Origin of the sequence: Nocardia sp. NBC_00565 (genome assembly GCF_036345915.1) — a bacterium.
GTDB lineage: Bacteria > Actinomycetota > Actinomycetes > Mycobacteriales > Mycobacteriaceae > Nocardia.
In genome coordinates this window covers 4,648,800-4,673,803 of record NZ_CP107785.1, presented here as the reverse complement: position 1 = coordinate 4,673,803, position 25,004 = coordinate 4,648,800, and the positions used below count along the sequence as shown (strand labels likewise).

Sequence of the window (25,004 nt, the reverse complement as noted above, 5' to 3'; positions counted from 1 at the left end):
CTCCGGTCAAATAGGAGGAAGAATTGGGCATCGACGTCATTGTTCAGAATATGGTCAACGGCAGGGTGGAAGCAGTCGGAGGTATTGCTTCAGAAGCCTTGTTCGACATGATATCTAGCGCGCCGATCGGATCGTTGATGCGCGGTATTCATAAATACGCGGACGCAATGTGCAACTCGTATCAATTGGGCTGGTTCCTGGATGAGATTTCGGCCTTGCATCCGGTGGATGATCACGAGCAGGAAGTGATTTCTTTGTTACGTGAAGCCGCTGAGTCCGCAATCCGCTAACACGGATACCTGTGGTTCAGCGGCGACTGATAATCGCGAGGTGGCCAGAAAACCGGACCTACCGCCGATCTGCAAACCCAACGGCCAGTGGGAGGTCCTGGATGTGGGCTCGCTCGCGGGGTTGTGCGGTGTGATCTAGCCCATGCTTGAAGCTGACCTGGTGTCAGGTCCTAACGTGAGTGGTCCACGCCGGAAGAAGGGGCGCGCTCATGCAGGCGCACACGAAGCCGAACTCGACAACTGGCTCGACAACGCACGGATTATCCGGGTATTCGACAGTTATTTCCGCGCCCTCGACGAGAAACATTTCGACGAGCCGCATTTTCGGCAGATTTTCACGCCCGACGCAATGGACGTCCGCCCCAACGGTGCGGCTATCGTCGGTCCGGCGAATGGATCCACCTGGCCATTGAACAGTCGATCCGCACCGGCCCCAGGAACCTGTCCGGACACACCGACGATGCGCGGCGCATACAGTAGCGCGGTGGAGGCGATCCAGCGCGCTGAGGATGTATGGCGCGCGCACGCCCAATGGGCAGGCCGCTGATCCCAACGCTGGCCGGAGAATGCCGACCACATAACGGGCATTGAAAACGTCAAAAAGGACATTTAGGTGTCTTTCGTGACGCCTTTGATGGTATTTTTGATGTATGGGTAGTGCTGCAGATCTTCGCGTGAGGCTCGCCGAGCTGGCCGAGTCACAATGGGGGCTGCTCACCACTGCCCAAGCCGCCACCGTCGGTGTCGACGCCAAGCCGCCACCGTCGGTGTCGACGCCAAGCAACTCCAGCGGCTCACCGACCAGGGCATGTTGTTCCGGCTCCGCTACGGCGTCTACCGGCTGGCCGGAGTCCCCGACTCACCGGCCGAGCCGATCCGCGCGGAATGGCTCGCGCTCCAACCTGCCCGGACAGCAGGCGATCGTATCGGCGACGAGGTCCCCTTCGGCGTCGTCTCGCACCGCTCTGCGGCCGACCTGCAGGGCTTGGGTGATCTCGATGCCGACTACCTCGAGTTCACAGTCCCGACCCGCCGAGGCACCCGCAGCCCTGACGTTCGTTTCCACCGTGCCGTACTTACTGCGGCGGATTGGACGCTGGTCGACGGACTGCCCGTCACTACGCCGGTGCGCACGATCGCCGATCTCGCTGACGCCCGTACCGACGGCGGCCACCTCGCCTCGGTCGTGCGTGACGCCCTCCTGCGCGGCACCTCCGTCGATGGGATCGCCGACGCGCTACGCCCCTACGCCCATCGCTACGGCGCACCCGTCGACAACGGATCGGCCCTGATCAACCATTTCATCGAGCAGGCCGGGGTGCCTGAATCCTCCCTCGCGCTGACCGCCCCCTCGCTCGGCCCCCTCGTCGCGGCCACCACCGCAGCCAACCAAGCCCTGAACCAGCTGCTACACGGCCAGCACAGCGCCCACCTCACCACGTCCATGACATCCCTGCCTGCTACAGAAGCCGTCGTCGCTGCCATTCGCCAGCAGCTCGCGCCCGGCGGGGAGCTGACCGAGGCTATTCGTCAGGCCCTGGCCCCTCTCGCCGATACCCCGGAGTGGCGAAACATGTTGACGCGCATCCGCACCCAACTTCAGCAATCACTCGACCCGCAACAGTTCCCGACGACAGCCTCAGCACGGGACTGGGCGATCAAGCAAGTACGCGAGGGCATCAGCGAGGCTCTTGTCGACGCTGCAGTACGAATCCCCGAACCAGACCGCGACGCGCTGGCACCGGGCACAATGTCCGACCAGCCCGATACTTCCCCGGAGGCTGAACAGTGACGAGCCCCAGCCCTGCCGCGTTCAAAGCTTCACTGAAGTCCCGAATTCAAACTCAGGCCAAGCAGACCCGCCGACCGGCCGCCGCACTGCGCCGTGAGTTCTTCATGCAACGCTTCCTCGCCCGCGTCTTCGACGACCCCGCTGCGCCCTGGATCGTCACCGGCGGTGGCGGACTACTCGTCCGCCTCCCCGGAGCCCGCAGCAGCCAGGACCTGGATCTGATCCGCACCGACACCGAAATCACCGACGCCATCGACGAACTGCGCCGCGTCAAATTGCTTGGTCAGCGAACCATGCACACCGGAACCGCTTGATGCGAGTCTGGTCAGCTGGCGGCGGCGGTGCCGCAGGTGCCGCAGAACTTCGCTCCGGACGTCAGGTCTGTGCCGCATTCGGTGCAGTGGCGCGGTCGCGCCGCCAGCGGGTCGCCGCAGTTCGTGCAGAACCGTGCGCCCGCTGGGTTCGTGGTCCGGCAGGCGGTGCATACCGGCTGCCCACTCGTAACCGCCTGCTGCTGTTGCCATGGGTTGGTCGGCGTTTGTTGCTGGATGGCGTTCAAACCCAGTGCCGCGCCGAGGAATCCGTCACCACCGCCGCCACCGCGCGCGAAACCCTGGCCCGCGCCGAGCGCGAGTTCGCCTGCGGCGTAACGCTGGAAGTCACCGGCGAGCCGAATGTAGGTGACATCCTTGGCCAGTCGCTTGAGTCGATCGGCATCCTCGGGCGCCAGGGTGATATCGAAGTTGCCCATCCGGGGGATGCGCAGGCCGTACTCGTAGAGCGTCAGGTTGGTCTGTCGCACCACCGCGGCCTCGATCGGCTGCAACTGAGCCGACAGACCGAGCACCGGCCATTCACCCTGTGAAATCCCCTGCGTAACTGCGACTTTCATGGACTTCAGCAACAGGTCCGAACACCAGGACTCCACCGTCGCCGGCACGCTCAGGTCGGCGGTGCCGGCCAGGGTGGTGACCAGTTCGGCCGGATCCCGCACCGACAGCGCGAACTCGCCGAAGACCCGCAGCGTCACGATCTGTTCGCTGACCGGATCCGCGATATCGGCCAGCCGCCCGCCGAACTTGATCCCCGGAAACTCCCTGGTGGAGACGAAATACAGCTCGGCGCGATAGAAGTTGTTGCCGGTGAGTGAATCGACGAGCGCGCCGAGGACCGGCAGCTCGTCGGCGTCGATCCGGTGCCGGCCCGGGCCCATCGCGGCGACCACCTGCCCGGACTTGACGAACAGGGCGATCTCATCGGCGTTGACGATGGCGCGGCTGAAGCGGCGGATGTTGACATCCGGCCACTTGTAGACCATCTGGTTCTTGCGGCCCTCGGGGACCGCGATGAACTCCCGATCGAACCATGCCATGTGCGCGCTCCATCAGCCGAATACAGATCCAGCGTACCGATATTCAGTGGCACGATCAACCAACGGCCAGGTCAGGGCGGGTGTGCGTGCTGCGGCGCGTTTCGGCGCTGTTACAAATTTCCGATTCCTATTGAACGTGCCGTTAGATAGCGATACATTAAGCAGCGATATGATCGCCGTCACGTGAAAGGCTTCACCATGACAACCGTCAAACCCTCCGCGGAGGTGTCGGCGCCCGCTACGGACGCGCTGCACGCCGAGGATGCGGGCTACCACAAGGCGTTGCGCCCGCGTCAGCTGCAGATGATCGCGATCGGCGGCGCGATCGGCACCGGCCTGTTCCTCGGCGCGGGTGGCCGGTTGGCCAGTGCCGGTCCGGGTCTGTTCCTGGTGTACGCCGTGTGCGGCATTTTCGTGTTCTTCATCCTGCGGGCGCTGGGCGAGCTGGTGTTGCATCGTCCGTCCTCCGGATCGTTCGTGTCCTATGCGCGTGAGTTCTATGGCGAGAAGCTGGCTTTCGCGGTCGGGTGGATGTACTTCTTCCACTGGTGCATGACCGGCATCGTAGACATCACCGCGATCGCCACCTATGTCCATTTCTGGGGAGCCACCGAGGCGATACCGCAGTGGGCGATCGCGCTGGTCGCGCTGGCCATCGTCGTCAGCATCAACCTGATCTCGGTGAAATGGTTCGGTGAGCTGGAGTTCTGGGCCGCGCTGATCAAGGTCATCGCGCTGGTCGGATTCCTGATCGTCGGCACCATCTTCCTGGCGGGGCGGTTCGACCTGAAGGGGGAGACCACCGGTTTCAACGTGATCGCCGACCACGGCGGTATGTTCCCGACCGGGCTGCTGCCGCTGGTCACCGTCACCACCGGTGTCGTATTCGCCTACGCCGCAGTGGAATTGATCGGTACGGCGGCCGGTGAGGCGGAGAATCCGGAAAAGATCATGCCGCGGGCCATCAACTCGGTCATCGCCCGTATCGCCCTGTTCTACGTCGGCTCGCTGGTGCTGCTCGGACTGCTGCTGCCCTACACCGCCTTCAAGTCCGGTGAGAGCCCGTTCGTGACGTTCTTCTCCAAGCTCGGCGTCGACGGTGCCGGCTCGGTCATGAACCTGGTGGTGCTGACCGCGGCCTTCTCGAGTCTGAACGCGGGCCTGTACTCGACCGGGCGCATCCTGCGCTCGATGTCGATGAACGGCAGCGCGCCGAAGATCGCCTCGCGGATGTCCAGTGGTGGTGTGCCCTACGTCGGCATTCTCGCCACTGGCGCAATCGCTCTGGTCGGCGTCGGGCTCAACGCGATGGTGCCGGACAAGGCATTCGAGATCGTGCTGAACATGTCGGCCCTCGGCACCATCTCGGCCTGGGCGGCGATCGTGATCTGCCAGCTGCAGCTGTGGAAATGGTCGAAGAAGGGGCTGGTGGAACGCCCGTCGTTCCGGTTGGTCGGTGCGCCCTACACGAGTTACGCCACGCTGGTGTTCCTGGTGACGGTGGTCCTTCTGATGGCATTCAGCGACAGCCCCGAGCAGCGTGGCGCGGTGATCGCCATGGTGGTCGTCGTGGTTCCGGCGTTCATCGGCGGGTGGTTCGTGGCTCGCAAGCGGGTGCTGGCCGTCGCACAGGAGCGCGAAGGCATCACCGGGCAGTTCCCGGTCCTGGCCGAGCGGCCGCCGCGCAAGCGCGATAGCGAGACGGTCGTCGTCCTCGACAAGCCCGACGAGGAATAGCACCAACGATTTCCGGCGACCTGCAAGCAGTCGCTAGCAGGACCTCCGCCCCGGACGACGTGTCCGGGGCGGAGCTATTCCCACAGTAGGGAACAGGGCATGCGCACAATGGCGAGCAGCGGAACAGAATGGGTCCTCGATTCATCAGGCTCGAAAGGTTCCCATGCCGGAACATCCCAGCGCCTCCGAGAATCCGCTCCCGCACCCGTGGGCGAATCGGCGGATGCGCGGCACCGAGGTGCCGCGCCGGACGCCGCACCCCTGGGCTACTCGCGGCATGCCGAAAGCCGAGCCGTCCCAACGCCTACCACATCCCTGGTCGCAGCCGCGGACCGTGGAAGCGTCACCGTCGCAACTGTTCTCGCTACCCGGCGGCACGCGGCGGGCCGACCAGTCGACGCGGGCGACCATGTCGACGGCTGACCCGGACACCGGTCCGCTGGGGCTGGAGGAACTGGAGGAACCCGACTCCGGTCGCAGCGGCCGGTCGCGACCGAGCGTGCGCCGGTTGGGCGCCGGACTGGTGCCGATGCCGCGGGTGGCGCCGGTCGATCCGCGCAGCGCCATCCTCGCGAATCCCGAGGTGCCCGAACTCAAACGGTTCTGTTGGAAATGTCAGGAGCCGGTCGGCCGCCGCAGCGCCGACGGGCCGGGTGTGGTGCTCGGTGAATGCGGCCGGTGCGGATCGCCGTACAATTTTCGGCCCGCACTGGATCCCGGCGTACTGGTCGCCGACCAGTACGAGGTGCAGGGCTCGCTGGCGCACGGCGGACTCGGCTGGATTTATCTCGCGGTCGATCGCAATGTCAGCGACCGCTGGGTCGTGTTGAAGGGTTTGCAGAACCCGCTCGACTTCGAGGCGCACGTGGTCGCGCTGGCCGAACGCCAATTCCTTTCCGAGGTGGCCCATCCCGGTGTGGTCAAAATTTACAATTTTGTCAAGCATCGGTCCGCGCGTGATATCGCCGACGGTTACATCGTCATGGAATACGTGGGCGGGCAATCGCTGAAGAAGGTGCTCGATGTGCGCGCTCCGGAGCGTATTCCGGTTGTCGAGGCCATCGCCTACATCATGGAAATCCTGCCCGCGCTGGACTATCTGCATTCGTTCGGATTGGCGTACAACGATCTGAAACCCGACAACATCATGGTCAGTGAGCACGAGGTCAAACTCATCGACCTCGGTGCGGTCGCGGCCATGGACTCCTACGGCAGTATCTACGGCACGCCCGGCTACCAGGCGCCCGAGATCACCGAGACCGGGCCGACGGTGGTTTCGGATGTCTATACCGTCGGCCGGACGCTGGCCGCGCTGGCACTTGATCTGCCGAGGGACCGCGACGGCCACTTCCTCGGCGGCATACCCGAGCCCGATGAGGATCCGCTGCTGGCCCGCTACCCGTGTCTGTACAAGCTGTTGCTGCGCGCGACCGATCCGGAGCCCGAGCGCCGATTCCCGTCCGCGTACTCGATGTACTGTCAGCTCGCCGGGGCGCTGCGCATGGTGCTCGCGATCGACACCGGTCTGGAGCATCCCCAGCCTTCGGTCGAATTCAGTTCCATGCGAGACGATTTCGGCACCGATACGCTCATCGGTCAGACCGATGGGATCGTCGACGGTCAGTCCAGGATGCCGGTACTCGAGGCGCGCGATGTCGTCGCCGCGCTGCCGACGCCGCTGATCGACAGCGAAGACCCCAGTGCCGAATTGCTCGGCTCCCTGCTGCACGGCGAGCCGCGGCACGCGCTCGACGCGTTGCGCCGGGCGCACGAACGCATCCGGGCGGGGACGATCAGCGAGCCCGAGTCCTTCGAACTGGAGGCGCCGCTGACCGCGGTACGCGCCTATCTCGATCTCGGCGAAACCGTCCCGGCCTGCCAGCTGCTCGCCGATCTACAACCGGTGTACAGCGCGGACTGGCGCATCGAGTGGTACGTGGGCGTCGCCGCGCTGCTCGACGGCCATTACGAACGGGCCTGGCAGCATTTCGACACCGTGCACTCGATGCTGCCCGGGGAGATCGGCCCGGAGCTGGCGCTGGCCGCCACCGCCGAGCTCGTGCTGCAACATCTGGAAACCCCCGCCGAATCGGATCGTTGGCACCGCGCCGCGGCCGAGCACTACCGGGCGGTGTGGCGGACCAACCACGGCGTGGTGAGCGCGGCCTTCGGCCTGGCCCGTCGGCTCGCCGCCGACGGTGAATTGCTCGAGGCTGTCGCGGTTCTCGACCAGGTGCCCGCCGCCTCACGTCACCACGGGGTGGCGCATACGACCGGATGCCTGCTGCTGGTCTCGCGGCCGATCGCCGACATCACCGAGGCGGATATCTGCGCGGCGGCAGGCCGATTGGAGTCGTTGCCCGACGATGCTCGCACGATGCAATTGCAGGTCATCGTGGTCGGCGCCGCCTTGGAGTGGCTGCGGGTCGGCGGTCGGCCGCGGAATCCGAACCGGACGATCCTCGGGTTCCCGGTCACCTCGGCGGGGCTGCGCCAGGGGCTCGAAACGAGCCTGCGCGCACTGGCCAGGACGGCGCCGGACCGCTGGCACCGCTATCGGCTGGTCGATTTGGCGAATTCCGTACGGCCGCGCACGCGCTGGTAGGGGAGCGGCGCTCAGCGCATCCGCTGGACCACGAACGCGACGATGGTCCCGGTGCCGGCGAGCAGCCACAGCCAGTTGCCCGTGGCGACGGCGAGCACGACCGCGACGATCGAGATCAGCGCGGCGATGGTCGAGAGCCGTTGCAGTGCAGTACTGGTTGGGGCCGGTGGTGCGGCCGCCGTGGTGCCGGGCAGATCGGCGAACAATTCCGCCAATTCTCCTTTGGTGGTCGCCGCCGCCGCAACGGCGCTGCGTTCGTCGAACTCGGTCAGGCTCAGCCGCCCGGTGCCCAGATGGTGCGACAGTTGTTCCAGCGCACGTTCCCGTTCGACCACGGTAATTCGAGAAGCCTGCGCCTCGGTCATGTCGGAAGGATAATCCGCACCCCGGCCGCGCCGGGTGCGTTGAATTGCCAACGGCGGGAATAGTTAGGAGTGTCATTGGGGGTTGACACGCGCGTCGCGGAGCATAGGTGACCGACGTCACTGACGTATGCTTACCAGTGGGTAATGTTTCGATGTGGTTTCCTAGACATATGGTAGGGGACGTGGAGTACACGATCGACGAGCTGGCGCGCGAGGCCGGTACGACCGTGCGCAGCCTCCGGGTTTACGCCGAGCGTGGAATTTTGCCGCCACCACAGGTGAAGGGCCGCACCGGCTTCTATGGACCGGACCACCTCAACCGGGTGCAGACGATCAGCCGCCTGCTGGACCGCGGGATCAAGCTCAACGGGATCCGCGAGCTACTCGAGGCGTGGGACCGCGGTGATGACCTCGGTGACATCCTCGGCGTCGCGGAACCGGGTGCGCCGCAGTCCGCCGCGCCGTCCTCCGGTGACACGATCGCGGCGACCGAGCTCGAGGAGCATTATCGTGAGGTGCCCAACGGCCTGGCTCGGGTGGTCTCGGCCGGTCTGTACGAACCCGTCGACGCCGCCAACTATCGCATCGCCGATCCGCAGCTGATCCGTATCTTCGACCAACTCCTAGGGGCCGGCATACCGGTCGACGACCTGCTCGGCGAATTGGAGCGGCTGCGCGCCGACTGCGACCGGATCGCCCGTCGATTCATCGATCTGTTCCATCGGACCGCGTGGGAGCCCTACCGGCGCTCCGAACGCACACCGACGGACCTGGCCGTGCTCGCCGATCGGGTGGCCGCGACCCGGGTCCGCCCAGGGGAGGCGAGCGCGGAGCTCGTCAATCGCTTCATCGCCCGATATCTCGAGCAGGACAGCGAACTCAACGAGGCACTTCCGGACGCCTGAAGTCAACCGGCCCGCACTCTTCGACGGCTGGGCGCGCTTACTTCAGGGTTCGACCTGTGCTTTTCCGTGCATCCGCCCGGATCTACCCTCCTTCAACGTTCCCACGTGTGGTGATACTTGATCTAACGTGCCGTTAAATAGCGATACATTAGTCAGCGGGAACAGCACCTCCCGTCGGCCCGTATCGACGTCGGCCGGCGGGCGACCGATGATGAAGGAGACGTCGATGATCAACGTCAGCGGATGGCGCCGTGCGCCGAGACTTCCGGAATGTAACAATCCGACACGTAATGTCAAGGGTGGCACCAAGATCCGTGCGCTCGCCCTGCTAGCGGCGATGGCCGGGGCGGCGAGCGGACTCGGTCTGGGCACCGCGACCCCCGCGGCCAACGCCGATATCGGCGTGCGCTGCCTGTGGGACGGCGTCGGCCACCCGCAGGGTGTGGCGATCGCCGCGGGCGGCTGGACGTACCGGTGCCAGTCCGACTTCTTCGGCTTCGCCCGCTGGTCCCGCGAGGGCCTGGCCGCGGGCCGGAGCAGCGTGCACAACCCTGGGACCGATGGCAACCCCGTCGGCAAATTCAGCCCGGGCGCACAGCAACCCGGCACCGACTACATGGACTACTGCGTCGGCAGCCAGCTGATCGAGGGTCGCGAGGATATCTACGAGGCGATTCCGGACGGCCGTGGTGGGCTGTATTGGCGTGCCGCCGGGCCGATTTCGGTGTGGACCTTCGATATGGCCGCGAACCGGCCGGGTCCGTCGTGGCGGTCGTCGAGCCTCTGCATCGACGGCAACTTGACCTGAGTCTCTCCGACGCTGGAGATAGCACGGTTGATGCCCTCCCGGACGGCGGCACGCGATTGCGCGCGCACTGTCCGGGAGGGCATCGGTCTGTGTCGGTGGGTCTTGCGTTGGAAGTGTGCGCGCTTTCGGCTTCGGCAGCCTCGGTAGGGCTGTGGCGGGCGGAGAGGATGCCGCGGATTCGTTGCGGGGTAATGCGCGGCGTCGATAGTGCACATGCGAATGCGACCGCCGCCCGTGTTGGGCGGCGGTCGCATTCGGAATATGCAGAGCCGCAATAGGAATGGGTCAGCGGCCCTCGCCGGGAACCCAGACCCAGCGGCCGCTGTTGTCGCCGCGGCTGTCGTAGTTCGAGTTCGAGCCGGCGGTGGACGAGCCGTGGTCCTGGTCCGAGACGCGGCGGCTGCCCTCCGTGCGGCTGCTGTTGCCGTACCCGCCGCCACGAGCGCCGCCACCACTGCCATTGCTGTGGTTCCCGGGGGCCGCGATCGTCGATTGGATCGCCATGGCGGCAGGTGTGATGACCAGTGCGCCCGCGACCGTGGCGGCTATGACGACCTTCTTCGACTTGAGGTTCATGGTTACCGATATCTCCTTCGTCCTGTCGGTCCCGGACTATGGACGGTAGGTGTGCCGGGGATGCAGGTTGTATGAGGTCTATTGTGCCGCTGTTTGACGGCACAATCAATAGTGAACCGTTGCAAAAATATCTGCACCTTCCCACTCCTGGGGGCGGGGTGGGGTTTCGCTCAGGGAGATTGGATCGCTTTACGCAGGTAGTGCGGCGTAGCGCCCGGTGAACTCGGCACCGGTTACATCCGCCGACATCGGTGACCACGACCACGCGCATTCGTGCGCCAGCTGCTGTTCGGGGGCGGTGGTCATCATCGGCAGGATAGCGGCCGCGCCCACGGGACCTTCCCCGTCGGTGGGGATGGTCGGTCGGGTCGGTAGGTGAACGACTCGCTGTCCCATCCGCCGTCGAGTACGTCGGCCGGCCAGCGCTTGTTCCAGCCGAAGGACGTGAGATGGATGGTCGCGCCGCGTTCGCGGAGGGGCGTTCCGATTCCGGATCGTTCGATCGGGGGCGGCGGTTGCGAGTACTTCGCCACGGCGCGGGTATTCACGGTTTGCGCCGATACTTGCTGTCGCCGGGAAATTACTGCACGTCGTGCGGTGCTGTCCAGATCCTAATCTTAAGCGGCTGTAAAGGTGCGGTTCGCCAGCTGGCGGGGTCGCCGGATCGTGCACACAATTCCGTTGTCGGAGTGGCGGATCCGCAGCAGGCGTATCGGGATCTCCGCGGAAAGGTGACGACCATGAAGAAGATCGGCGAGATAACGACGAGCATAGCTGTGGTGGCACGGATCGCTATTATTGCCGCGGCGGGAACCGGACTGGCCGCGGTGGCGACCGGTGTCGCCAGCGCCGTGACCGAAAGCGATCGGGCGATCAAGCGCGAAATCGTCCCTGTCGTTTGGGACCGCTAAAAGTGTTCGGCTTCCGTTGGGCTCGGCGTCGCCGCACGTCGGCCCCGCGGATCCGATCCGGTCTGTGGCAAGAATCCGAGCACGACAGCGTGGTCAACGGCTATAACGTCCTCGCCGAGGTCATGAAGTTGCCGATCAGCACCTGGCGGTACGAGTGGGAGCCGGCGGATGTACGCCATCTCGGCCCGATGGCCCAGGACTGGCGGGCCGCCTTCGGCCTCGGCGACAGCGACAAGCAGATCTACAACGTCGATGCCAACGGAGTCGCGTTGGTGTGCATTCAGGCCCTGCAAAGGCAGATCGTCGAATTGCGCGCGGAAATCGACCGGCTCCGCAGTGAAACACCCGGCACCCCATAGTCATTCATATCGTTCTCGACCCAGGGTATTCGCCGCCTCGTAACGGGGCGTTGGCGAATATTTCGCGTGGTCTTTCCAAAGGACACCCCATGGCCGAGATTACGCACATCGTCGATGTTCAACTCACTGAAGAAGACCTTTCCGACGCACTGCGTGCCGACGTACTGCGCGGACTGACCGGGCCGCGGAAGTGGTTGCCGTCCAAGTGGTTCTACGATGCGCGGGGCAGCAAACTGTTCGAGGCGATCACCGAATTGCCCGAGTATTACCCGACTCGTACCGAGCGAACGCTGTTGCGGCACTGTGCGGATGCGATCGCGGCCGCGGCGGCCGAGGCCGGGGAACTGATCGAACTCGGGTCGGGCTCCTCGGAGAAGACGCGGCTGCTGTTGACCGCGTTGAGCACTCATGGATCGTTGAAGTCCTATCTGCCACAGGATGTTTCCGAATCGGCGTTACGTGCCGCGGCCGAATGGATCAACGCGGAATTTCCCGCGCTCGCGGTACACGGGGTGGTCAGCGATTTCACCAGCATGCTGCCCGGACTGCCGCGCGGTGGACGGCGGATCATCGTGCTGCTCGGTGGCACGATCGGCAATCTGACGCCCGCGGAGCGGTCCGAGTTCTTCCGGTGCGTCCACGACGGGCTGGAGCCGGGTGAACAGCTGCTGTTGGGCGTCGGATTGGTCACCGATCCCGCCGTGATGGTTCCGGCGTACGACGACGCGGCGGGTGTGACGGCGGAGTTCAACCGGAACATCTTGCGCGTGTTGAACAATCGACTCGGTGCGGACTTCGAGCCCGACCGGTTCGCGCATATCGCGGTGTGGGATGCCGAGCACGAGTGGATCGAGATGCGGCTCGAGGCGACGGCGGATATGTCGGTCACCATCGCGGATCTGGATCTCGTCGTCGACTTCACCGCCGGTGAGCAGTTGCGCACCGAGATCTCGGCGAAGTTCCGGCTGGCGGGATTGCACGCCGAACTCGATGCGGCGCGGCTGGGAGTACAACATTCGTGGACCGATCCCGATGATCGGTTCGCGCTGGTACTTGCCGCCCGTCGATGAGCGATCTCATTGTCCCGACCGGAGCGGCCCGCGCGGAATTACCCCGATTGCGTTCGACGACCGGGCGGTGGGTGGTCGCCGCCGCGGTACTCGGGTCCGGCGCGATGTCGTTCGACGCGTCGGTGGTCACTATCGCGATGCCGCGGATCGGGTCTAGCTTCGGTGGGGATATGGCGGACCTGCAGTGGGTGATGACCGGGTACACGCTGGCCTTGGCGTCGTTGCTCCTGGTGGGTGGGGCATTGGCCGATCGGTTCGGCCGTCGCCGGGTATTCGTCTGGGGGAGTGCGGGTTTCGCGGCGGCGTCGTTGTTGTGCGCTCTCGCGCCCACGCTCGAGACGCTGGTCGCGGCGCGGGCGCTGCAGGGTATTGCGGCGGCTCTCGTCACACCGGGCAGCCTGGCGTTGATCTCGACGCTGCTCAACCGTCGTGATCAGGGTGCGGCGATCGGGTGGTGGGCGGGTCTCGGCGGTTTCGCCGAGGCGGCCGGGCCGATTGTCGGAGGGTGGGTGGTCCAGACGGCGGGGTGGCGTTCGGTTTTCCTCATCGATATGGCGTTGGCGGTCGTCGTCGCCATCGTGTCGGCGAAATACCTTCCGGAGTCATGGGATTCGCGGGTGCGCCGGCCGGATCTGTCCGGTGTGGCGGCCGTCGTGGCCGGCTTGGCAGCGCTGACCTACGGGCTCATCGGTGCCCGGATGTGGATGACGCTCCTCGGCATGGCGCTGTTGGGGGTATTCGTGATCCTGCAGGTGCGCGGCGATCGTCCGCTGGTACCGCCGTCGCTGTTCACAGGGGCGTTTCCGCCGGGTGCGGGCGGGACGAGCACTGCCGACGGGCGCGTATTCACCGCCGCGAATCTGGTGACCTCCACGGTGTACGCCGCGTTGGGCGGGGTGTACTTCCTACTGCCGCTGCAGTTGCAGTTGGTCGCCGGTTATTCGCCGCTGCAGGCGGGGCTGGCGATGGTGCCGATCACCGCGATCATGCTGGTGTCGTCGTCATGGGCCGGGCACTGGGCGCAGCGCCACGGTGCTCGGATCCCGATGACGGTGGGGCCGCTGCTGATCGCGGTCGGATCGGTGCTGCTGACGCGGATCGACGGACACGCGCCCTACGTCAGCGAAGTGCTGCCAGGGACAATCGTTTTCGGCATCGGCCTGGCCGTTTTCGTGGCCCCGCTGACTACGGCGGTATTCGCCGCGGTACCGCCCACCGCGGCCGGGCTGGCCTCCGGCGTGAACAATGCGGTCGCCCGCACCGCTCAACTGCTCGCCGTCGCCGCCCTGCCCGGTGTGGTCGGGATATCCGGTCGCCCACTCACCGACACCGTCGCCTTCGACACCGGTTTCCGTGCGGCCCTGTGGATCTGCGCCGCCCTGTTCCTGCTCGGTGCCGCCATCGCCGCCGCTCTCATGCCCCGATGGCGTGGCGCGGCCGCCATCACGCCCGCAGCAGCTCCGGCAGCGGGGCCTGTTCAGCTTTAGCCGGATCCGGACCCCAGCGATAGCCGTAACCGCGAACATTGGCGATCAGCCCGGGGCGGTCCAACTTGATCCGCAACGCGGTGATGTGCACATACAGGGCGTGCGACACCGCGACGAACGCGTCGCCCCAGACACGGTCCATCAATTGCTGACGACTCACCGCCGTGCCCGGGTGCTCGACCAGCACCCGCAACAGCTCGAATTCCAACCGGGTCAGCCGCACCGGCCGACCCGCCACCTCGACCTCGCCGGCCAGTAGATCCACTCGAACATCCCCAGTGACGACCGTCGTCGTCGGAATGCGGGCGGTCAAGGGGATACGACGGGTGATCGCGTCGAGCCGGGCCGTCAGCTCGCCGATCCCCGACGGTTTCACCACATAGTCGTCGGCTCCGCTACGCAACGCGCGCACGACGGAGCGCTCTTCGTCATCCGCGGTGTGGATCACCACCGGCATCACGCTGACCTCGCGTAACTTGCGCAGCACCTGCATGCCCGGCATATCCGGCAGATCGAGGTCGAGGATGACCGCGTGATAGCGATGATGGGTGGTCAGCAGGTCCGCGCCGCGGCGTCTGCGATCCACCTGATGCCCACGCGATCCGAGCGCCCTCACCAGGGGGTCCACGGCACTGTCGTCGTCGACCACGATCAGACGCATAGCCAACACCTCCATGACTTTCCTGGCGAGAACTGCGGTAGTCCGGACGCTATGGGATGGGCCCGCGAGGAACATCCGTCACGCCGGACGTGAACATCCGCACCGATGCGAGGGGATCCGGTTCGATGACAATCAGGATTGTTCGATAGGTAGACCAGCTGCATCGGGGACGGCTGCGATCCGCTAGCGCAGGGTGGTTTCGGCGCCGTCGCTGGCTGATTCGGCGTAGTGCCCTACGTCGGTAGCCGGTGGCGCTACCCGATGTCCGGCGGCTACCTATGATCTTGTCCACCTGCCGCGATAGTCGACGCGCTAGCGCGCGCCTCGGCGACTACTGTGCGTGAATGTGTCTGTGCGACGGTCCTCGGGCAGTGCTGCGCCGCCGGCGGCTACCAGTGATTTCGTCGGTCGCGAACGAGAGCTGGCAAAGATCGCGACGCTGCTGCTGGATTCGACGCGCCTGATCACGTTGATCGGTTCGGGTGGGATCGGAAAGACTCGCCTTGCCACCGAGGCTGCCCACCGGTACCACAAGGCTCGGCGGGCGAGGGTCTATTGGGTGCGGCTGGCTCGACTGGCCAAGGGCGCCGACGCGACGGCGGTCGAGGACGAACTCGCGCAGGCGATCGTCGACGCCGACTTCTCCGGTCGATCGGCATGGGCCGCGCTGGTCGACACACTCACCCGCTCCGACGCGGTCGGCCGCACGTTGCAGACCGTTTTGGTGATGGACAATTGCGAGCACGTCCTGGACGGGGCAGGCCGATTGATCGCCGAACTGCTCGACGAAGTGCCCGGTCTCACGGTGCTGGCGACCAGCCGCGAGGCGATCGGATGGGTGGACGAACGACTGGTCGCCGTCGGATCGTTGCCTCGGGACCAGGCGCTGACACTATTTCGCAAACGGGCGGAACTGACGGGTTATGCCGTCGCGGATAACCAACTCGCGCTGGCGGATTCGATCTGCCGACATGTGCACAACCATCCGCTCTACATTCGCCTGGCCGCCGCACGGCTACTGCGCCAACCGCTACCGATGATCTTGCGTGATCTCAACGGGGAAATGACCGATCGACGGTTGCAGTGGTCGCACGGTCCCCGCGTCGGCGCCGATGCGCGGCATCAGGGCATCCGCGATGTCATCGCGTGGTCGTTCGATCTCTGTGCGGACAAGGAACGGCTGCTCTTCGAGCGGATGTCGGTATTCGCCGCGGGCTATGACATCGAACCCGATGACGAGGACCGGGCGTCCGTGTTGGAGGTAGGAGCCGAGCGGGAGGCGATCGAGGGGGTCTGCGCCGATTTCGACGACGATGCGAACGATGGGCGAGTACGGATCGCGCCTGAGGAAGTCGCGGGTCTGCTCGAGCGCCTAGTGGATCAGTCTCTGGTTTCGGTACACCGGAGCGCGACCGAAGTTCGGTACTCACTGTTGGAGAGTTTCCGGGTATTCGCCGCACAGCGACTGCGCGAGCGTTCGGCGGGCGCGGAATGGGCGCGGCTGACATCGCGGCATCGTCGCTACTACCGGGACAAGGTGAACCGAGCTCGAGCCGAATGGTTCGGCCCGGCGGAGCAGGACATGCTGAACTGGGCGTGCGCGGAGTGGGACAACCTGCTCTGCGCCATCGACAGCAGTCTTGCTACGCCCGGGGAAGCGGCGGTCGGTCTGGAGATCGCGATGGGCCTGATCGCCCTGCGCGTTCCGTTCTTCCGAGGTTCGCTGCGCGAATCCCGCCGCTGGGCCGAGCGGACCCTCCAGGCCACTCGTCTGCTCGATCCGGAACCGGTGGAGCTGCAGGTTTCGGCGATGGCGTTGCTCGGCTGGATCAGCATGTGTCAGGGCGTGCACGAGGATGCCGGGCGCATGCTCGATGCCTGCGTCGCCGCCTGTGTCGAGGACCCCGAAGTCGCCGATTGGCGCGCCGATCCCGTGCGCGATCTCGATCTGCCCGCAGCGGTGGAATTCACGCGCGGGTGCGAGCTGTTGCTGGTGGGGTGTGACGCGCGTGCGGTGACAGTGTTGGGTGTCGCGCGCGAGAAGTTCACCGCCCAAGGCGATCTCGGTGGTGCGGTGATGGGTGCATTGTTCGAGGCGCTGGCCGCCGGCTTCTTGGGCACCGCGGTCCAAGCCCTGGATATCGCGCGCCGTCATCTGGACAATGCCACCGCATCGGGGGCGCCGTGGGTGAAATCCTGGGCCGAATTGGCATGGGCGATCGCGTTGACCAAACATGGTGATACGAAGCAGGCATTGGCGGTGGGGCGCACTGCGCTGGCGAGTCAACTGTCGATGCGTGACAAGTGGGGTGAGGTCTGGGCGGTGCACATCCGGACCTGGACCCTTGCTCGGATGGTCGAGGAGGCGAAGTCCGCGAACGGCGCGGATCGAGTGCTGGCGTGGGCCGCCGAAATCGCCCAGCTCAGCGGTGGGGCGGCCGCGCTACGGCAGCGACTCGGGGTGGATATCGCGAACCTGGGTCCGTTCGCTATCGAAACCGCCAAGGCGATCGACATCGCGCGCGATGTGCTCGGGGACGAGGGTTTTGCCGCGAGCGAGCGTGAGGGCTCGATGCTGCGACCCGAGCACAGCGAGGTGGCTCGGCTGGCATCGGGCACGCTGTCGTTGGACAAGGTAGCGGTGGATCACCCGGTCCGGCGCAGCCGTCCGTCGCCATGGCCGGAGCTGTCGGTTGCCGAGCAGGAGGTGGCCACGCTCGCCGCGGCAGGCTGGACCAATAGCGCGATCGCCGCCCGCCGAGGCAGTTCGTTCAAAACGGTGGACGCTCAGATGGTCGCGATCTTCCAGAAGTTGATGATCAATTCGCGAGCCGACATCGCCACGTTCGTGCCCGCTGACCGGCGAGCTGAGGTAGCGCAGGCAGCCGCAGGTCGACCGGAGGATCCGAGCCAACGCAGAACGCGGCCGCGACGATCCTGAGCCGACCGCCGCCGGTGCCGATCGGCAGCGCACGGTCCGGCTATCGTCGCGGTGTATTCGAAGGTGCGGCAACGGTTTCCGACGCTGCGCGTCAGCTGGGCCCGGCCCCGTGACTCATCGGGCTTCCTCGACCGCCTGCGCGGCTTCGAGGTCGAGTACGGTCATCGCGGTGCGCTCGATGATGCCGAGCGAGATCTCGTCGGGCTGATACTTCGGCTGGATGGCGCTGTGGCCGATGGTCGACAGCCAGATGAAATACGGATACAACGCCTGCTGGCGGTAGGCCAGCCACGCGGTATCGAAATCGGGTGCCGGTGCGCCGCAGGCCGCGAGGCGCTCGAGGTAGCCGGTCAACAGGTCGCGCTCCCAGGCCCGGCGGTCGGCCACCGCGAGACCCGAGCTGACCACATAGGCGAAGTCGTAGGCCCAACTGCCACGCAGCACGACCTGCCAGTCGGTGAATCCCATGCGACCGGCGGCGGTGATGTAGGTGTTGCCGATATGGCTATCACCGTGCAGGAAGGTCTGCGGGCCGGTGCTGGCGATCTCGAGCGAACGCTCCAGCGCGCGATACAGCCGATCGTGTTGGGCGGGAAGTATGTCCGGCAGCACCGTCGCCGCTCGCCTGGCCCCGACCTGGGACCGTTTGGACATTCCGATCAGCCGGTCGAGATTGGCGAAGTGCGCTCGCGGCGGTTTCAGCCAGCGATGCCGCTCGAGGTCTTGGTCGTCCCAGTAGCGCGCGTGCCAGGTCGCCATGGTGCGCAGCAGATCCTCGGTCTGCGCCCGCCCGATCGGTGTCGCCGGCGTGCAGAAGCTCGCGCCCTTGGTGCTGACGATATCCTCGAGCAACGAGATCGACCGCCCGGAGCGCTCATCGACGGCGCTGTGGAAGCCGCGCGGCGCCTCGATATCCAGTTCGGGCCGCAGGTGTTTGAAGAATCCGGGCTCACCGGCGAGTATTCCGGCCAGGTCCAGGGTGAGCCGCTGTTTGAAGTCCGCGGTCGTCTTCGCGAACAGGTTTTCCGGCAGACCGGCGACGCGGCCGGCTTCGTTGTAGGTGACGTTCAGCTTCCAGCGGGTCGAGGTGCCGGTGCTCGCGGTCTCGCTGGCGAAGGTCTGCACGGCGGCACCGGGATGGCCCGCGCACAACACCGCGGTGAGCCAGTCCGCGGTCACCTCCCGACCGATCACCGGTACGTCGGTCGCCTCGACAGCCCGCGGGCGCACCACCGCCTCCCTGGCGACATGACCGCCGATGCGAGTGATTCCCCGCACTATCGCTAGCGCGGGACGGCGAGCGGTCGCCTGCGGCTCCAACGGGATCTCCTCTGCTCGGACGGCATTCGAACGCGTTGTGCCCGACCTGTTTTCCGGCGTCGAGCTGCGGCAATCCGGATGCTAGGGCAGGGGGGCGGCGCGAACATCCGTCATTCAGAACCGGAATATCCGCATCGGTCCGGCGAATACCGTGCTTATTTCCGACTGGGAGCGTTCGCCGGGCCCGTGCGCGTGCGCTTAGGATGCCCTTCGTGCAGGACTCGCTCGCTTCGGTGCTCGTCGGTCGTGATGCCGAGGTCGAGCGGGCGGTGTCGCTCGGACGCAAGGCCGTCGCGGGTCAGGTGACAGTACTGCTCGTCGAGGGTGAGCCGGGTATCGGCAAGACCGCGCTGCTCGATGCGGTCGCGGCTCGATACGCGGCCGATGGTCTACGGGTGCGCCTGGGTGCCGCGAAGGAACTGCAGCAGGATGTGCCATTCGCGGCGGTCTGCTCCTGGTTGGATATCGACCGCGGTACTGCCGATAAGCGATCGGACCCGGTGCGTGCGCTGCTGCGCAATGGGGACCGCGCCGGCGATGGCGCGGCGTCACACGAGTTCGCGATCACCGAGGCGATCCTCGATTTGGTCGACACCTGGTGCGCGGCCGGTCCGGTGGCGTTGATCATCGACGATGTCCACTGGGCGGATCGCCAGAGCGTGTCGGTGCTGCACCGGCTCTGCACCGTCCTGGACGATCTACCGCTGCTGCTGTTGCTCGCGGCGCGTCCGCTGCCACGGGACAAGGCGTTCGCCGCGTTGTCGGCCGAACTCGCCGAACGCCGTGCCACCTCGATCCGGCTCGACGCACTGCCCGATTCGGCGGCCGAGCTGTTGGTGCGTCAGCTGGTCGGTGCCGCACCGGGGCCCGGCCTGATGCACAAGGTGGTCGGCGCGGGCGGAAATCCGCTGTACATCAAGGAATTGGTGGACGCTCTGATGCGCGAGGACGCCATCACGATCGTGGCCGACACCGCCGACCCGGCGGCGCTCGACAGCGCTCTGCCCGTCTCCCTGGCGCAGGCGATCACCCAGCGGCTGGCATTCCTGTCCCGCCCGACACGGCATATCCTGCCGATGGCCGCCACGCTGGGACCGACTGTGCACGTCGCCGAACTGGCGGCGGTCCTGGACAGCCCAATCCTGGAAGTCTGGAGTGCGGTCACCGAGGCGACCGACGGTGGGCTGCTGTCGCGCGCCGACTCCGAACTGGTCTTCCGGCACGATCTGATCCGCCAAGTGCTGGCCGAACAATTACCCGCCTCGCTGCGCGCCGGGCTACTGCGCCGGGCCGGACAGATCCTGCTGGCGACCGACGCGCCCATCGAGCGGATCGGCTACTACCTGCTGGCGGATGAGAACGAGCTGGACACAACCACTCTCGACTGGTTGGTGGCGGTGGCCGACAAGCTGATCGTGCGCGCGCCGGAGATCGCGGTGAAGCTGTTGAACCGAGCGGCGAGGACCCCGAATCTCGACAGTGCGATACGCCCGGCGCTGGTGCGGTTGCAGGTCCAGGCACTGCTGTGGAACGGCCGCCCGACCGAGGCGGAAGCCATTGTCCGAACAGCGCTGCGGAACCGACCGGCCTACCGCGATGAGGTCGAACTGCGGTGGCTGCTGACGCAGACCTGCCATGCCCAGGGACGATTGCAGCACGCGGTGAGCGAGGCCGAAACGGCGCTGGCCATCGCGGATCTCGCGATCGAGGACGCGGGCCGCTTCCACGGTCTGGTCGGACTGGACAACTTCTTCCTCGGCCGCCTCGATGCCGCGGAGGCGGCGGCCGAGCAGGCATTGCGGCTGGGGGAGACCACCGCGAACCCGCTCGCCACCGGATACGGACTCATGGCGCTGGGGGCCGTGCGCTACACCCGAGGCTATCTCGACGAGGCTTTGGAGTTGAGCAGCCGCATCCTGGCCGTCTTCGAAAACGGTTTCGGCTCGGACCAATTCGATCCGTATGTGCTCTACGCCCACTGCTTGATCGAGCTGGATCGGTTCGCCGATGCCGAGGCCGCCCTGCGCCAAGCCATCGGACACAACCGGCGGATCCACGGTGTGTTCCTGGCTCCGAACGTGGTCGCGACGGCGCGGTTGTACTGGTTGGACGGTCGCTGGGATGACGCGATGGCCGAATGCACCTCGGCGATGGCCATGCCCGATGTCTTCGGTTACACCCCGGTCCTGCACAGCCTGGCCGCGCTGATCGGCATCCACCGCGGCACCTTTCTGCCCGATCCGGACGCCATTCCCGCACCGAACGACCAACTGGGCAGCAGTGGGTACGCCCAGTTCTATCCGTGGGTGAAGGCGCTGCTGCTCGAGACCCGCGGCGATCCGCGCGGGGCGCTGGACCTGCTCGTGGACGCCCAGCAGCGGCTCGCCGACGGGTTGACCGCGCCCACGTTGTACTGCATCTTCCCCGATATCGCCCGGCTGGCCGCCGCTGTCGGGGACAAGGATGCGGCGCGCTCGGTGGTGGTGGACGCGGACGAGCTGGCGGCGCGCCAGCCGACCGCCGCCAGAACCGGTGTCGCACTGCTGTGCCGCGGCCTCGCCGACCGCGAACCAGCCGCCCTGCTCACCGCCGCCGCTGCGTTCCGGCAGGCCGGTCGGCCGTTCAACGAGGCGCAGTCCTATGAGAACGCCGCCGCGTTGTTCGCCGCCGATGGCAACAGCGCCACCGCCCGCCGTGCCCTGGACGCCGCCATCGATCTCTACACCGGTCTCGGTGCGTCCTGGGATATTGCGCGAACGGTAGCGCGCATGCGGCCCTACGGCATTCGACGTGGTGTCCGCGGACCGCGCAACCGCCCCAAATCCGGCCGGTCCGCTTTGACCGACACCGAATTGAAGGTCGCCGCCTTGGTGGCCGAAGGCCACTCGAACTCCGACATCGCGGACCAGATGTTCCTGTCCCGCCGGACGATTCAATCCCACGTCTCCAACATCCTGGCGAAGCTAGGACTGCACTCGCGCCGTGAGATCGCCACGGCGATCGCGTAATACTGATCCGGTCGTCGCCCTGTTCGCAGCCCTCGATCCCCAGCGCATCGGCTGAGTTACGGGCTGATGCGGCGGCGAGGAGACTCCGTGTCCTTGCCGCCAGTCGTTCGGCATCAAGCAACAGCGAATCGACCAGCGCAACCGTCGGACGATATTGCTCTGGGACAGGACGGCGGATCCGGCCGAGAGCGCCGCCGTCGTCCCGCAACACGAACACCACGTTAATGTGTCGCCACGATTGGGAACTTTGCCCCGAAAGTCGCTTCTGCCTGCGGTGACACGGCTCGCCGTGGTCGATCTCTTGACTAAATATTTGTTTTCAAAGTAGCTTTGTAAACAAATGTAAATGGAGCTCGGCGTCAAGGAGTGTGCTGGCATGGTTCACGAAGACTCGGTCCTCGAGGCGTCACCGGCGGCGCGTCGCATTCTGACAATCGGGCTGCACCCGAAATCCCTTGACTACAGCCAGTTTCCGGACCTCGACGAGCCGAAGCTGCTCGCGCGCATCGAAGCCGGGAACGCCGCGATGCGTGCGGCCGGACTCGACGCGGTGTCCTGCTTGGTGGGCGCCGCGCCCGAGGACGCCGAACGCGAGATTCGCGCGCGCTTGGCCGACGGGCCGGTTGCCGTGGCGATGATCGGGGGAGCGATCCGGATGATCCCCGAGCACACCTTGCTGTTCGAGCGAATCGTCAACGTGTTGAGCGCGGCTGCGCCTGGAATAGTGTTCTGTTTCAACACTTCACCGGAGAGCACTGTCGACGCCGTGCGGCGCGCCGTACGGAAGTTGTAGTGTCGCTCGGCCTCTCGCCGGTGTCCGAGGCGGTCCACGACTGAGTCCATGCCATCACGGCAGTTGGGTGCGCGCGTCGGTGTGGGCTCGCTGAAGCTGTTCGGCGGTGAGACCGATGCTGCCGCGCAGATCGGCGCCACGCAAATCGGCGTCGGTCAGTGCGGCACCGGTCAGTTCGGTTTCGGTCAGGCGCGCGCCGGTCAGCCTGGCCCGAGTGAGATCGGTCGCGGTGAGATCGGCCCGCTCGAGGATGCAGTTGGTGAGGTCGGCGGTGGTCAGTGTCGCGCCGCGCAGGGTTGCGGCGGTCAGTTCGGTATGTGCGAGATCCGCGCCGGTCAGGCGCGCGCCGGTCGAGTTCGCCCGTGGGATTCGAATACGGGACAGGTTCAGCGGCGGCTCGTCTGCAGAGTATTTGTGTCGACGGATAGCGGCCAGGGTTGCGGCGATATCGGCCGGTGGCTGCTCTTCGGGATCCGGGCGTGAATCTGCGCCCGCGTGCTGGCGTAGGTAGACGGCGCAGGTTTCCAGGACGCGGATGCGGTCGACAGGGGTAGTCAACTGAGAGTGATCTGCCGACTTCGACATTTACCGTCGTGGTCGGCAGATTTATCGCTATGGCACCGTCCGGTACGGATATTTCCGTACGACCCGACGGATGTTCCCGCCTGTGGCAATGCCTTAACGTTCACCGTATTCGGGCCCATGACGTTGCCGACACCTCATAACCGCGATGAAAAGAACGCTCACATGGATATACGCTGATGGTCGGAAGCAAGACCAAAGGTCCACCGATGCCCGTGGTCAGGGCCGTCGAGCGCGTCGAAGCAGTGAGCGCCGACGAGAAAATGCCAAGTACTGCTGGCGACGCGGTGACTCGTTTCGATCCGCACGATATTGCGACTCTGTTGGATCCGTATTCGGTGTACGCCCGCTATCGCGAGATGGACCCGGTGCACAGCCGTTTGATGGTAAGCGGATAGCATTGCAAGTCGATCTGATCCTCGGTCCCACCGGGACGGGTAAGACTGCTGCCTCGGTTCGACTGGCCCACGTCACCGGAGCCCCAGTCGTGGTTCTGGATCGTTTCCAGTGTTTTCGAGATTTGGCTGTGGTCAGCGGCCGCCCGACCGCCGGGGAGCTGGCTGGGACCCGGCGAATCTATCTTGACGATCGAACATTGTCCCTCGGGGAGCTGGGTGCCGAAAGCGCGTTCTCGGAGCTGGTGCGAACGACGAGCGGGCTGGTGCGGACTCATCCGTTGGTGATCATGGAAGGCGGTTCGATCTCGCTCTGTCGGCTCGTTGCCGAGCGTGCGGAGCAACTCGGGTGGCAGATGAGTGTCGAAGTCAAACTCGCGCAACCGAACTCGCCCGCCTACCTCGCCAGGGTCAGGCGTCGGGTGGTTGCGATGCTTGCGGCGCGGCCATCGTTGCTCGATGAACTCGTCAAGGCTTGGCAGCACGTCGATCGACGGGAGTTCATTGCGTCGATCTGCGGTTTCGATGCGGTGCTGGACTGGTGCGCGGAAAACGATCGGCAGCCGTCTGAATTCGATCTCTCACCCAGCGAGACAGCCGTACTCGTCGATCGAATCGTTGCGTCGCATTCGCGATACGCGCAGCTGCAGATGAAAGCTCTGCACGAATTGGGATTGCACTGAGGGCTCACCAACGGCGCCATATTCCGCAGCTCGGTCCCCGTAGCCCGCGTTCGACAACAAGACCAGCTCCCTGAAGTACGTCAGGCCCTAAGTTAGCCTCCGATCCACCGACGGCCTCGCCGCTGCCGGTGCGCAGTGTCACTCGGGCCTACCGCCGACGCGGCGGGGAGTGGTCCGCGGTTGCGCCGCGGCCATGCTGATCGTCCTGCTGGACAACTGAATTCGGGTCCGGGCCGAGCGTCCGCGTGTGGCGAGGGGCATTGCCGCGAGTTCGCCGTCCACACCGCGGATTCCGGCGAAGGTGTTCGCTGCATCGATACCGAAATCGTTTCCGGGAGTGTGCC

The 25,004-nt window shown here is 65.7% G+C and carries 24 protein-coding genes; 17 read left to right on the top strand and 7 right to left on the bottom strand.

The window, feature by feature from the left end; all coding sequences use genetic code 11:
• Positions 1 to 23: 23 nt before the first annotated feature.
• The 4 genes from OG874_RS22250 (at position 24) to OG874_RS22235 (ending at position 2,396) form a co-directional block, all read left to right on the top strand.
• Positions 24 to 290 carry a hypothetical protein gene (locus OG874_RS22250; RefSeq protein ID WP_330257047.1) on the top strand — a complete coding sequence of 89 codons (267 nt, stop codon included), beginning with the start codon at positions 24 to 26 and terminating at the stop codon, positions 288 to 290.
• Positions 291 to 465: 175 nt separating this feature from the next.
• The gene (locus OG874_RS22245; protein ID WP_330257046.1) at positions 466 to 837 is read left to right on the top strand and encodes a hypothetical protein; all 372 of its coding nucleotides are present in this window, start codon (positions 466 to 468) and stop codon (positions 835 to 837) included.
• A gap of 261 nt (positions 838 to 1,098) precedes the next feature.
• Positions 1,099 to 2,082, top strand: coding sequence for a type IV toxin-antitoxin system AbiEi family antitoxin domain-containing protein (locus OG874_RS22240; protein ID WP_330257045.1), 984 nt, complete (start codon positions 1,099 to 1,101; stop codon positions 2,080 to 2,082).
• On the top strand, positions 2,079 to 2,396 hold the full coding sequence (locus OG874_RS22235) for a hypothetical protein (RefSeq protein ID WP_330257044.1): 318 nt from the start codon (positions 2,079 to 2,081) through the stop codon (positions 2,394 to 2,396). Before OG874_RS22240 ends, OG874_RS22235 begins: the two co-directional genes overlap by 4 nt.
• Positions 2,397 to 2,407: 11 nt before the next feature.
• Here the strand turns inward: OG874_RS22235 and OG874_RS22230 are convergent, their stop codons facing one another.
• On the bottom strand, positions 2,408 to 3,454 hold the full coding sequence (locus OG874_RS22230) for an SPFH domain-containing protein (RefSeq protein WP_330257043.1): 1,047 nt from the start codon (positions 3,452 to 3,454) through the stop codon (positions 2,408 to 2,410).
• Positions 3,455 to 3,652: 198 nt separating this feature from the next.
• Between OG874_RS22230 and OG874_RS22225 the strand changes: the two genes are divergently transcribed.
• Positions 3,653 to 5,191, top strand: coding sequence for an amino acid permease (locus OG874_RS22225; RefSeq protein WP_330257042.1), 1,539 nt, complete (start codon positions 3,653 to 3,655; stop codon positions 5,189 to 5,191).
• Between the two features lie 163 nt (positions 5,192 to 5,354).
• The gene (locus OG874_RS22220) at positions 5,355 to 7,796 is read left to right on the top strand and encodes a serine/threonine-protein kinase (RefSeq protein WP_330257041.1); all 2,442 of its coding nucleotides are present in this window, start codon (positions 5,355 to 5,357) and stop codon (positions 7,794 to 7,796) included.
• Between the two features lie 11 nt (positions 7,797 to 7,807).
• Here the strand turns inward: OG874_RS22220 and OG874_RS22215 are convergent, their stop codons facing one another.
• A complete protein-coding gene (locus OG874_RS22215) occupies positions 7,808 to 8,161 on the bottom strand; it encodes a DUF1707 SHOCT-like domain-containing protein (RefSeq protein ID WP_330257040.1) in 354 nt (117 codons plus the stop codon).
• Between the two features lie 182 nt (positions 8,162 to 8,343).
• Between OG874_RS22215 and OG874_RS22210 the strand changes: the two genes are divergently transcribed.
• Complete coding sequence (locus OG874_RS22210; protein ID WP_330257039.1) at positions 8,344 to 9,066, top strand: MerR family transcriptional regulator; 723 nt, start codon at positions 8,344 to 8,346, stop codon at positions 9,064 to 9,066.
• A 226-nt stretch (positions 9,067 to 9,292) separates the two neighbouring features.
• The gene (locus tag OG874_RS22205) at positions 9,293 to 9,874 is read left to right on the top strand and encodes a hypothetical protein (RefSeq protein WP_330257038.1); all 582 of its coding nucleotides are present in this window, start codon (positions 9,293 to 9,295) and stop codon (positions 9,872 to 9,874) included.
• 285 nt (positions 9,875 to 10,159) lie between these two features.
• Here OG874_RS22205 and OG874_RS22200 read toward each other — a convergent pair whose 3' ends face one another.
• Positions 10,160 to 10,450, bottom strand: a complete 291-nt coding sequence (locus tag OG874_RS22200; RefSeq protein WP_330257037.1) for a hypothetical protein — start codon at positions 10,448 to 10,450, stop codon at positions 10,160 to 10,162.
• A 189-nt stretch (positions 10,451 to 10,639) separates the two neighbouring features.
• A complete protein-coding gene (locus OG874_RS22195) occupies positions 10,640 to 10,783 on the bottom strand; it encodes a hypothetical protein (RefSeq protein WP_330257036.1) in 144 nt (47 codons plus the stop codon).
• A gap of 407 nt (positions 10,784 to 11,190) precedes the next feature.
• Between OG874_RS22195 and OG874_RS22190 the strand changes: the two genes are divergently transcribed.
• The 4 genes from OG874_RS22190 (at position 11,191) to OG874_RS22175 (ending at position 14,277) form a co-directional block, all read left to right on the top strand.
• Positions 11,191 to 11,361: a hypothetical protein gene (locus OG874_RS22190; protein WP_330257035.1), complete on the top strand. Its 171-nt coding sequence runs from the start codon at positions 11,191 to 11,193 to the stop codon at positions 11,359 to 11,361.
• A 2-nt stretch (positions 11,362 to 11,363) separates the two neighbouring features.
• On the top strand, positions 11,364 to 11,720 hold the full coding sequence (locus OG874_RS22185; RefSeq protein WP_330257034.1) for a tail fiber domain-containing protein: 357 nt from the start codon (positions 11,364 to 11,366) through the stop codon (positions 11,718 to 11,720).
• Between the two features lie 89 nt (positions 11,721 to 11,809).
• Positions 11,810 to 12,790 carry an L-histidine N(alpha)-methyltransferase gene (egtD, locus tag OG874_RS22180; protein WP_330257033.1) on the top strand — a complete coding sequence of 327 codons (981 nt, stop codon included), beginning with the start codon at positions 11,810 to 11,812 and terminating at the stop codon, positions 12,788 to 12,790.
• On the top strand, positions 12,787 to 14,277 hold the full coding sequence (locus OG874_RS22175; protein WP_330257032.1) for an MFS transporter: 1,491 nt from the start codon (positions 12,787 to 12,789) through the stop codon (positions 14,275 to 14,277). Before egtD ends, OG874_RS22175 begins: the two co-directional genes overlap by 4 nt.
• On the opposite strand, the gene OG874_RS22170 is transcribed toward OG874_RS22175, so the two are convergent.
• Positions 14,234 to 14,938, bottom strand: coding sequence for a response regulator transcription factor (locus tag OG874_RS22170; protein WP_330257031.1), 705 nt, complete (start codon positions 14,936 to 14,938; stop codon positions 14,234 to 14,236). The two genes, OG874_RS22175 and OG874_RS22170, sit on opposite strands and share 44 nt — an antisense overlap.
• Before the next feature lie 346 nt (positions 14,939 to 15,284).
• Here OG874_RS22170 and OG874_RS22165 point away from each other — a divergent pair, with 346 nt between their 5' ends.
• Positions 15,285 to 17,879 (top strand): AAA family ATPase, encoded by a 2,595-nt coding sequence (locus OG874_RS22165; protein WP_330257030.1) that lies wholly within the window; start codon positions 15,285 to 15,287, stop codon positions 17,877 to 17,879.
• 114 nt (positions 17,880 to 17,993) lie between these two features.
• Here OG874_RS22165 and OG874_RS22160 read toward each other — a convergent pair whose 3' ends face one another.
• On the bottom strand, positions 17,994 to 19,199 hold the full coding sequence (locus tag OG874_RS22160) for a phosphotransferase (protein WP_330257029.1): 1,206 nt from the start codon (positions 19,197 to 19,199) through the stop codon (positions 17,994 to 17,996).
• 212 nt (positions 19,200 to 19,411) lie between these two features.
• Here OG874_RS22160 and OG874_RS22155 point away from each other — a divergent pair, with 212 nt between their 5' ends.
• Both OG874_RS22155 and OG874_RS22150 read left to right on the top strand, forming a co-directional pair.
• Positions 19,412 to 22,207 carry a helix-turn-helix transcriptional regulator gene (locus OG874_RS22155; RefSeq protein ID WP_330257028.1) on the top strand — a complete coding sequence of 932 codons (2,796 nt, stop codon included), beginning with the start codon at positions 19,412 to 19,414 and terminating at the stop codon, positions 22,205 to 22,207.
• Positions 22,208 to 22,583: 376 nt separating this feature from the next.
• On the top strand, positions 22,584 to 23,000 hold the full coding sequence (locus OG874_RS22150) for a hypothetical protein (protein WP_330257027.1): 417 nt from the start codon (positions 22,584 to 22,586) through the stop codon (positions 22,998 to 23,000).
• A 54-nt stretch (positions 23,001 to 23,054) separates the two neighbouring features.
• Here the strand turns inward: OG874_RS22150 and OG874_RS22145 are convergent, their stop codons facing one another.
• Positions 23,055 to 23,558, bottom strand: coding sequence for a pentapeptide repeat-containing protein (locus tag OG874_RS22145; RefSeq protein WP_330257026.1), 504 nt, complete (start codon positions 23,556 to 23,558; stop codon positions 23,055 to 23,057).
• Between the two features lie 203 nt (positions 23,559 to 23,761).
• Between OG874_RS22145 and OG874_RS22140 the strand changes: the two genes are divergently transcribed.
• Positions 23,762 to 23,980 (top strand): hypothetical protein, encoded by a 219-nt coding sequence (locus OG874_RS22140; protein WP_330257025.1) that lies wholly within the window; start codon positions 23,762 to 23,764, stop codon positions 23,978 to 23,980.
• A 2-nt stretch (positions 23,981 to 23,982) separates the two neighbouring features.
• Positions 23,983 to 24,660 carry an isopentenyl transferase family protein gene (locus OG874_RS22135; protein ID WP_330257024.1) on the top strand — a complete coding sequence of 226 codons (678 nt, stop codon included), beginning with the start codon at positions 23,983 to 23,985 and terminating at the stop codon, positions 24,658 to 24,660.
• Positions 24,661 to 25,004: the final 344 nt, after the last annotated feature.

Excerpts from the sequence above, each read along its gene's own strand:
- OG874_RS22240 (WP_330257045.1), top strand. The coding sequence starts at position 1,099 with ATGTTGTTCCGGCTCCGCTACGGCGTCTACCGGCTGGCCGGAGTCCCC.
- OG874_RS22230 (WP_330257043.1), bottom strand. The coding sequence starts at position 3,454 with ATGGCATGGTTCGATCGGGAGTTCATCGCGGTCCCCGAGGGCCGCAAG.
- OG874_RS22225 (WP_330257042.1), top strand. The coding sequence starts at position 3,653 with ATGACAACCGTCAAACCCTCCGCGGAGGTGTCGGCGCCCGCTACGGAC.
- OG874_RS22220 (WP_330257041.1), top strand. The coding sequence starts at position 5,355 with ATGCCGGAACATCCCAGCGCCTCCGAGAATCCGCTCCCGCACCCGTGG.
- OG874_RS22215 (WP_330257040.1), bottom strand. The coding sequence starts at position 8,161 with ATGACCGAGGCGCAGGCTTCTCGAATTACCGTGGTCGAACGGGAACGT.
- OG874_RS22205 (WP_330257038.1), top strand. The coding sequence starts at position 9,293 with ATGATCAACGTCAGCGGATGGCGCCGTGCGCCGAGACTTCCGGAATGT.
- OG874_RS22200 (WP_330257037.1), bottom strand. The coding sequence starts at position 10,450 with ATGAACCTCAAGTCGAAGAAGGTCGTCATAGCCGCCACGGTCGCGGGC.
- OG874_RS22190 (WP_330257035.1), top strand. The coding sequence starts at position 11,191 with ATGAAGAAGATCGGCGAGATAACGACGAGCATAGCTGTGGTGGCACGG.
- egtD (WP_330257033.1), top strand. The coding sequence starts at position 11,810 with ATGGCCGAGATTACGCACATCGTCGATGTTCAACTCACTGAAGAAGAC.
- OG874_RS22175 (WP_330257032.1), top strand. The coding sequence starts at position 12,787 with ATGAGCGATCTCATTGTCCCGACCGGAGCGGCCCGCGCGGAATTACCC.
- OG874_RS22170 (WP_330257031.1), bottom strand. The coding sequence starts at position 14,938 with ATGCGTCTGATCGTGGTCGACGACGACAGTGCCGTGGACCCCCTGGTG.
- OG874_RS22150 (WP_330257027.1), top strand. The coding sequence starts at position 22,584 with ATGGTTCACGAAGACTCGGTCCTCGAGGCGTCACCGGCGGCGCGTCGC.
- OG874_RS22140 (WP_330257025.1), top strand. The coding sequence starts at position 23,762 with ATGGTCGGAAGCAAGACCAAAGGTCCACCGATGCCCGTGGTCAGGGCC.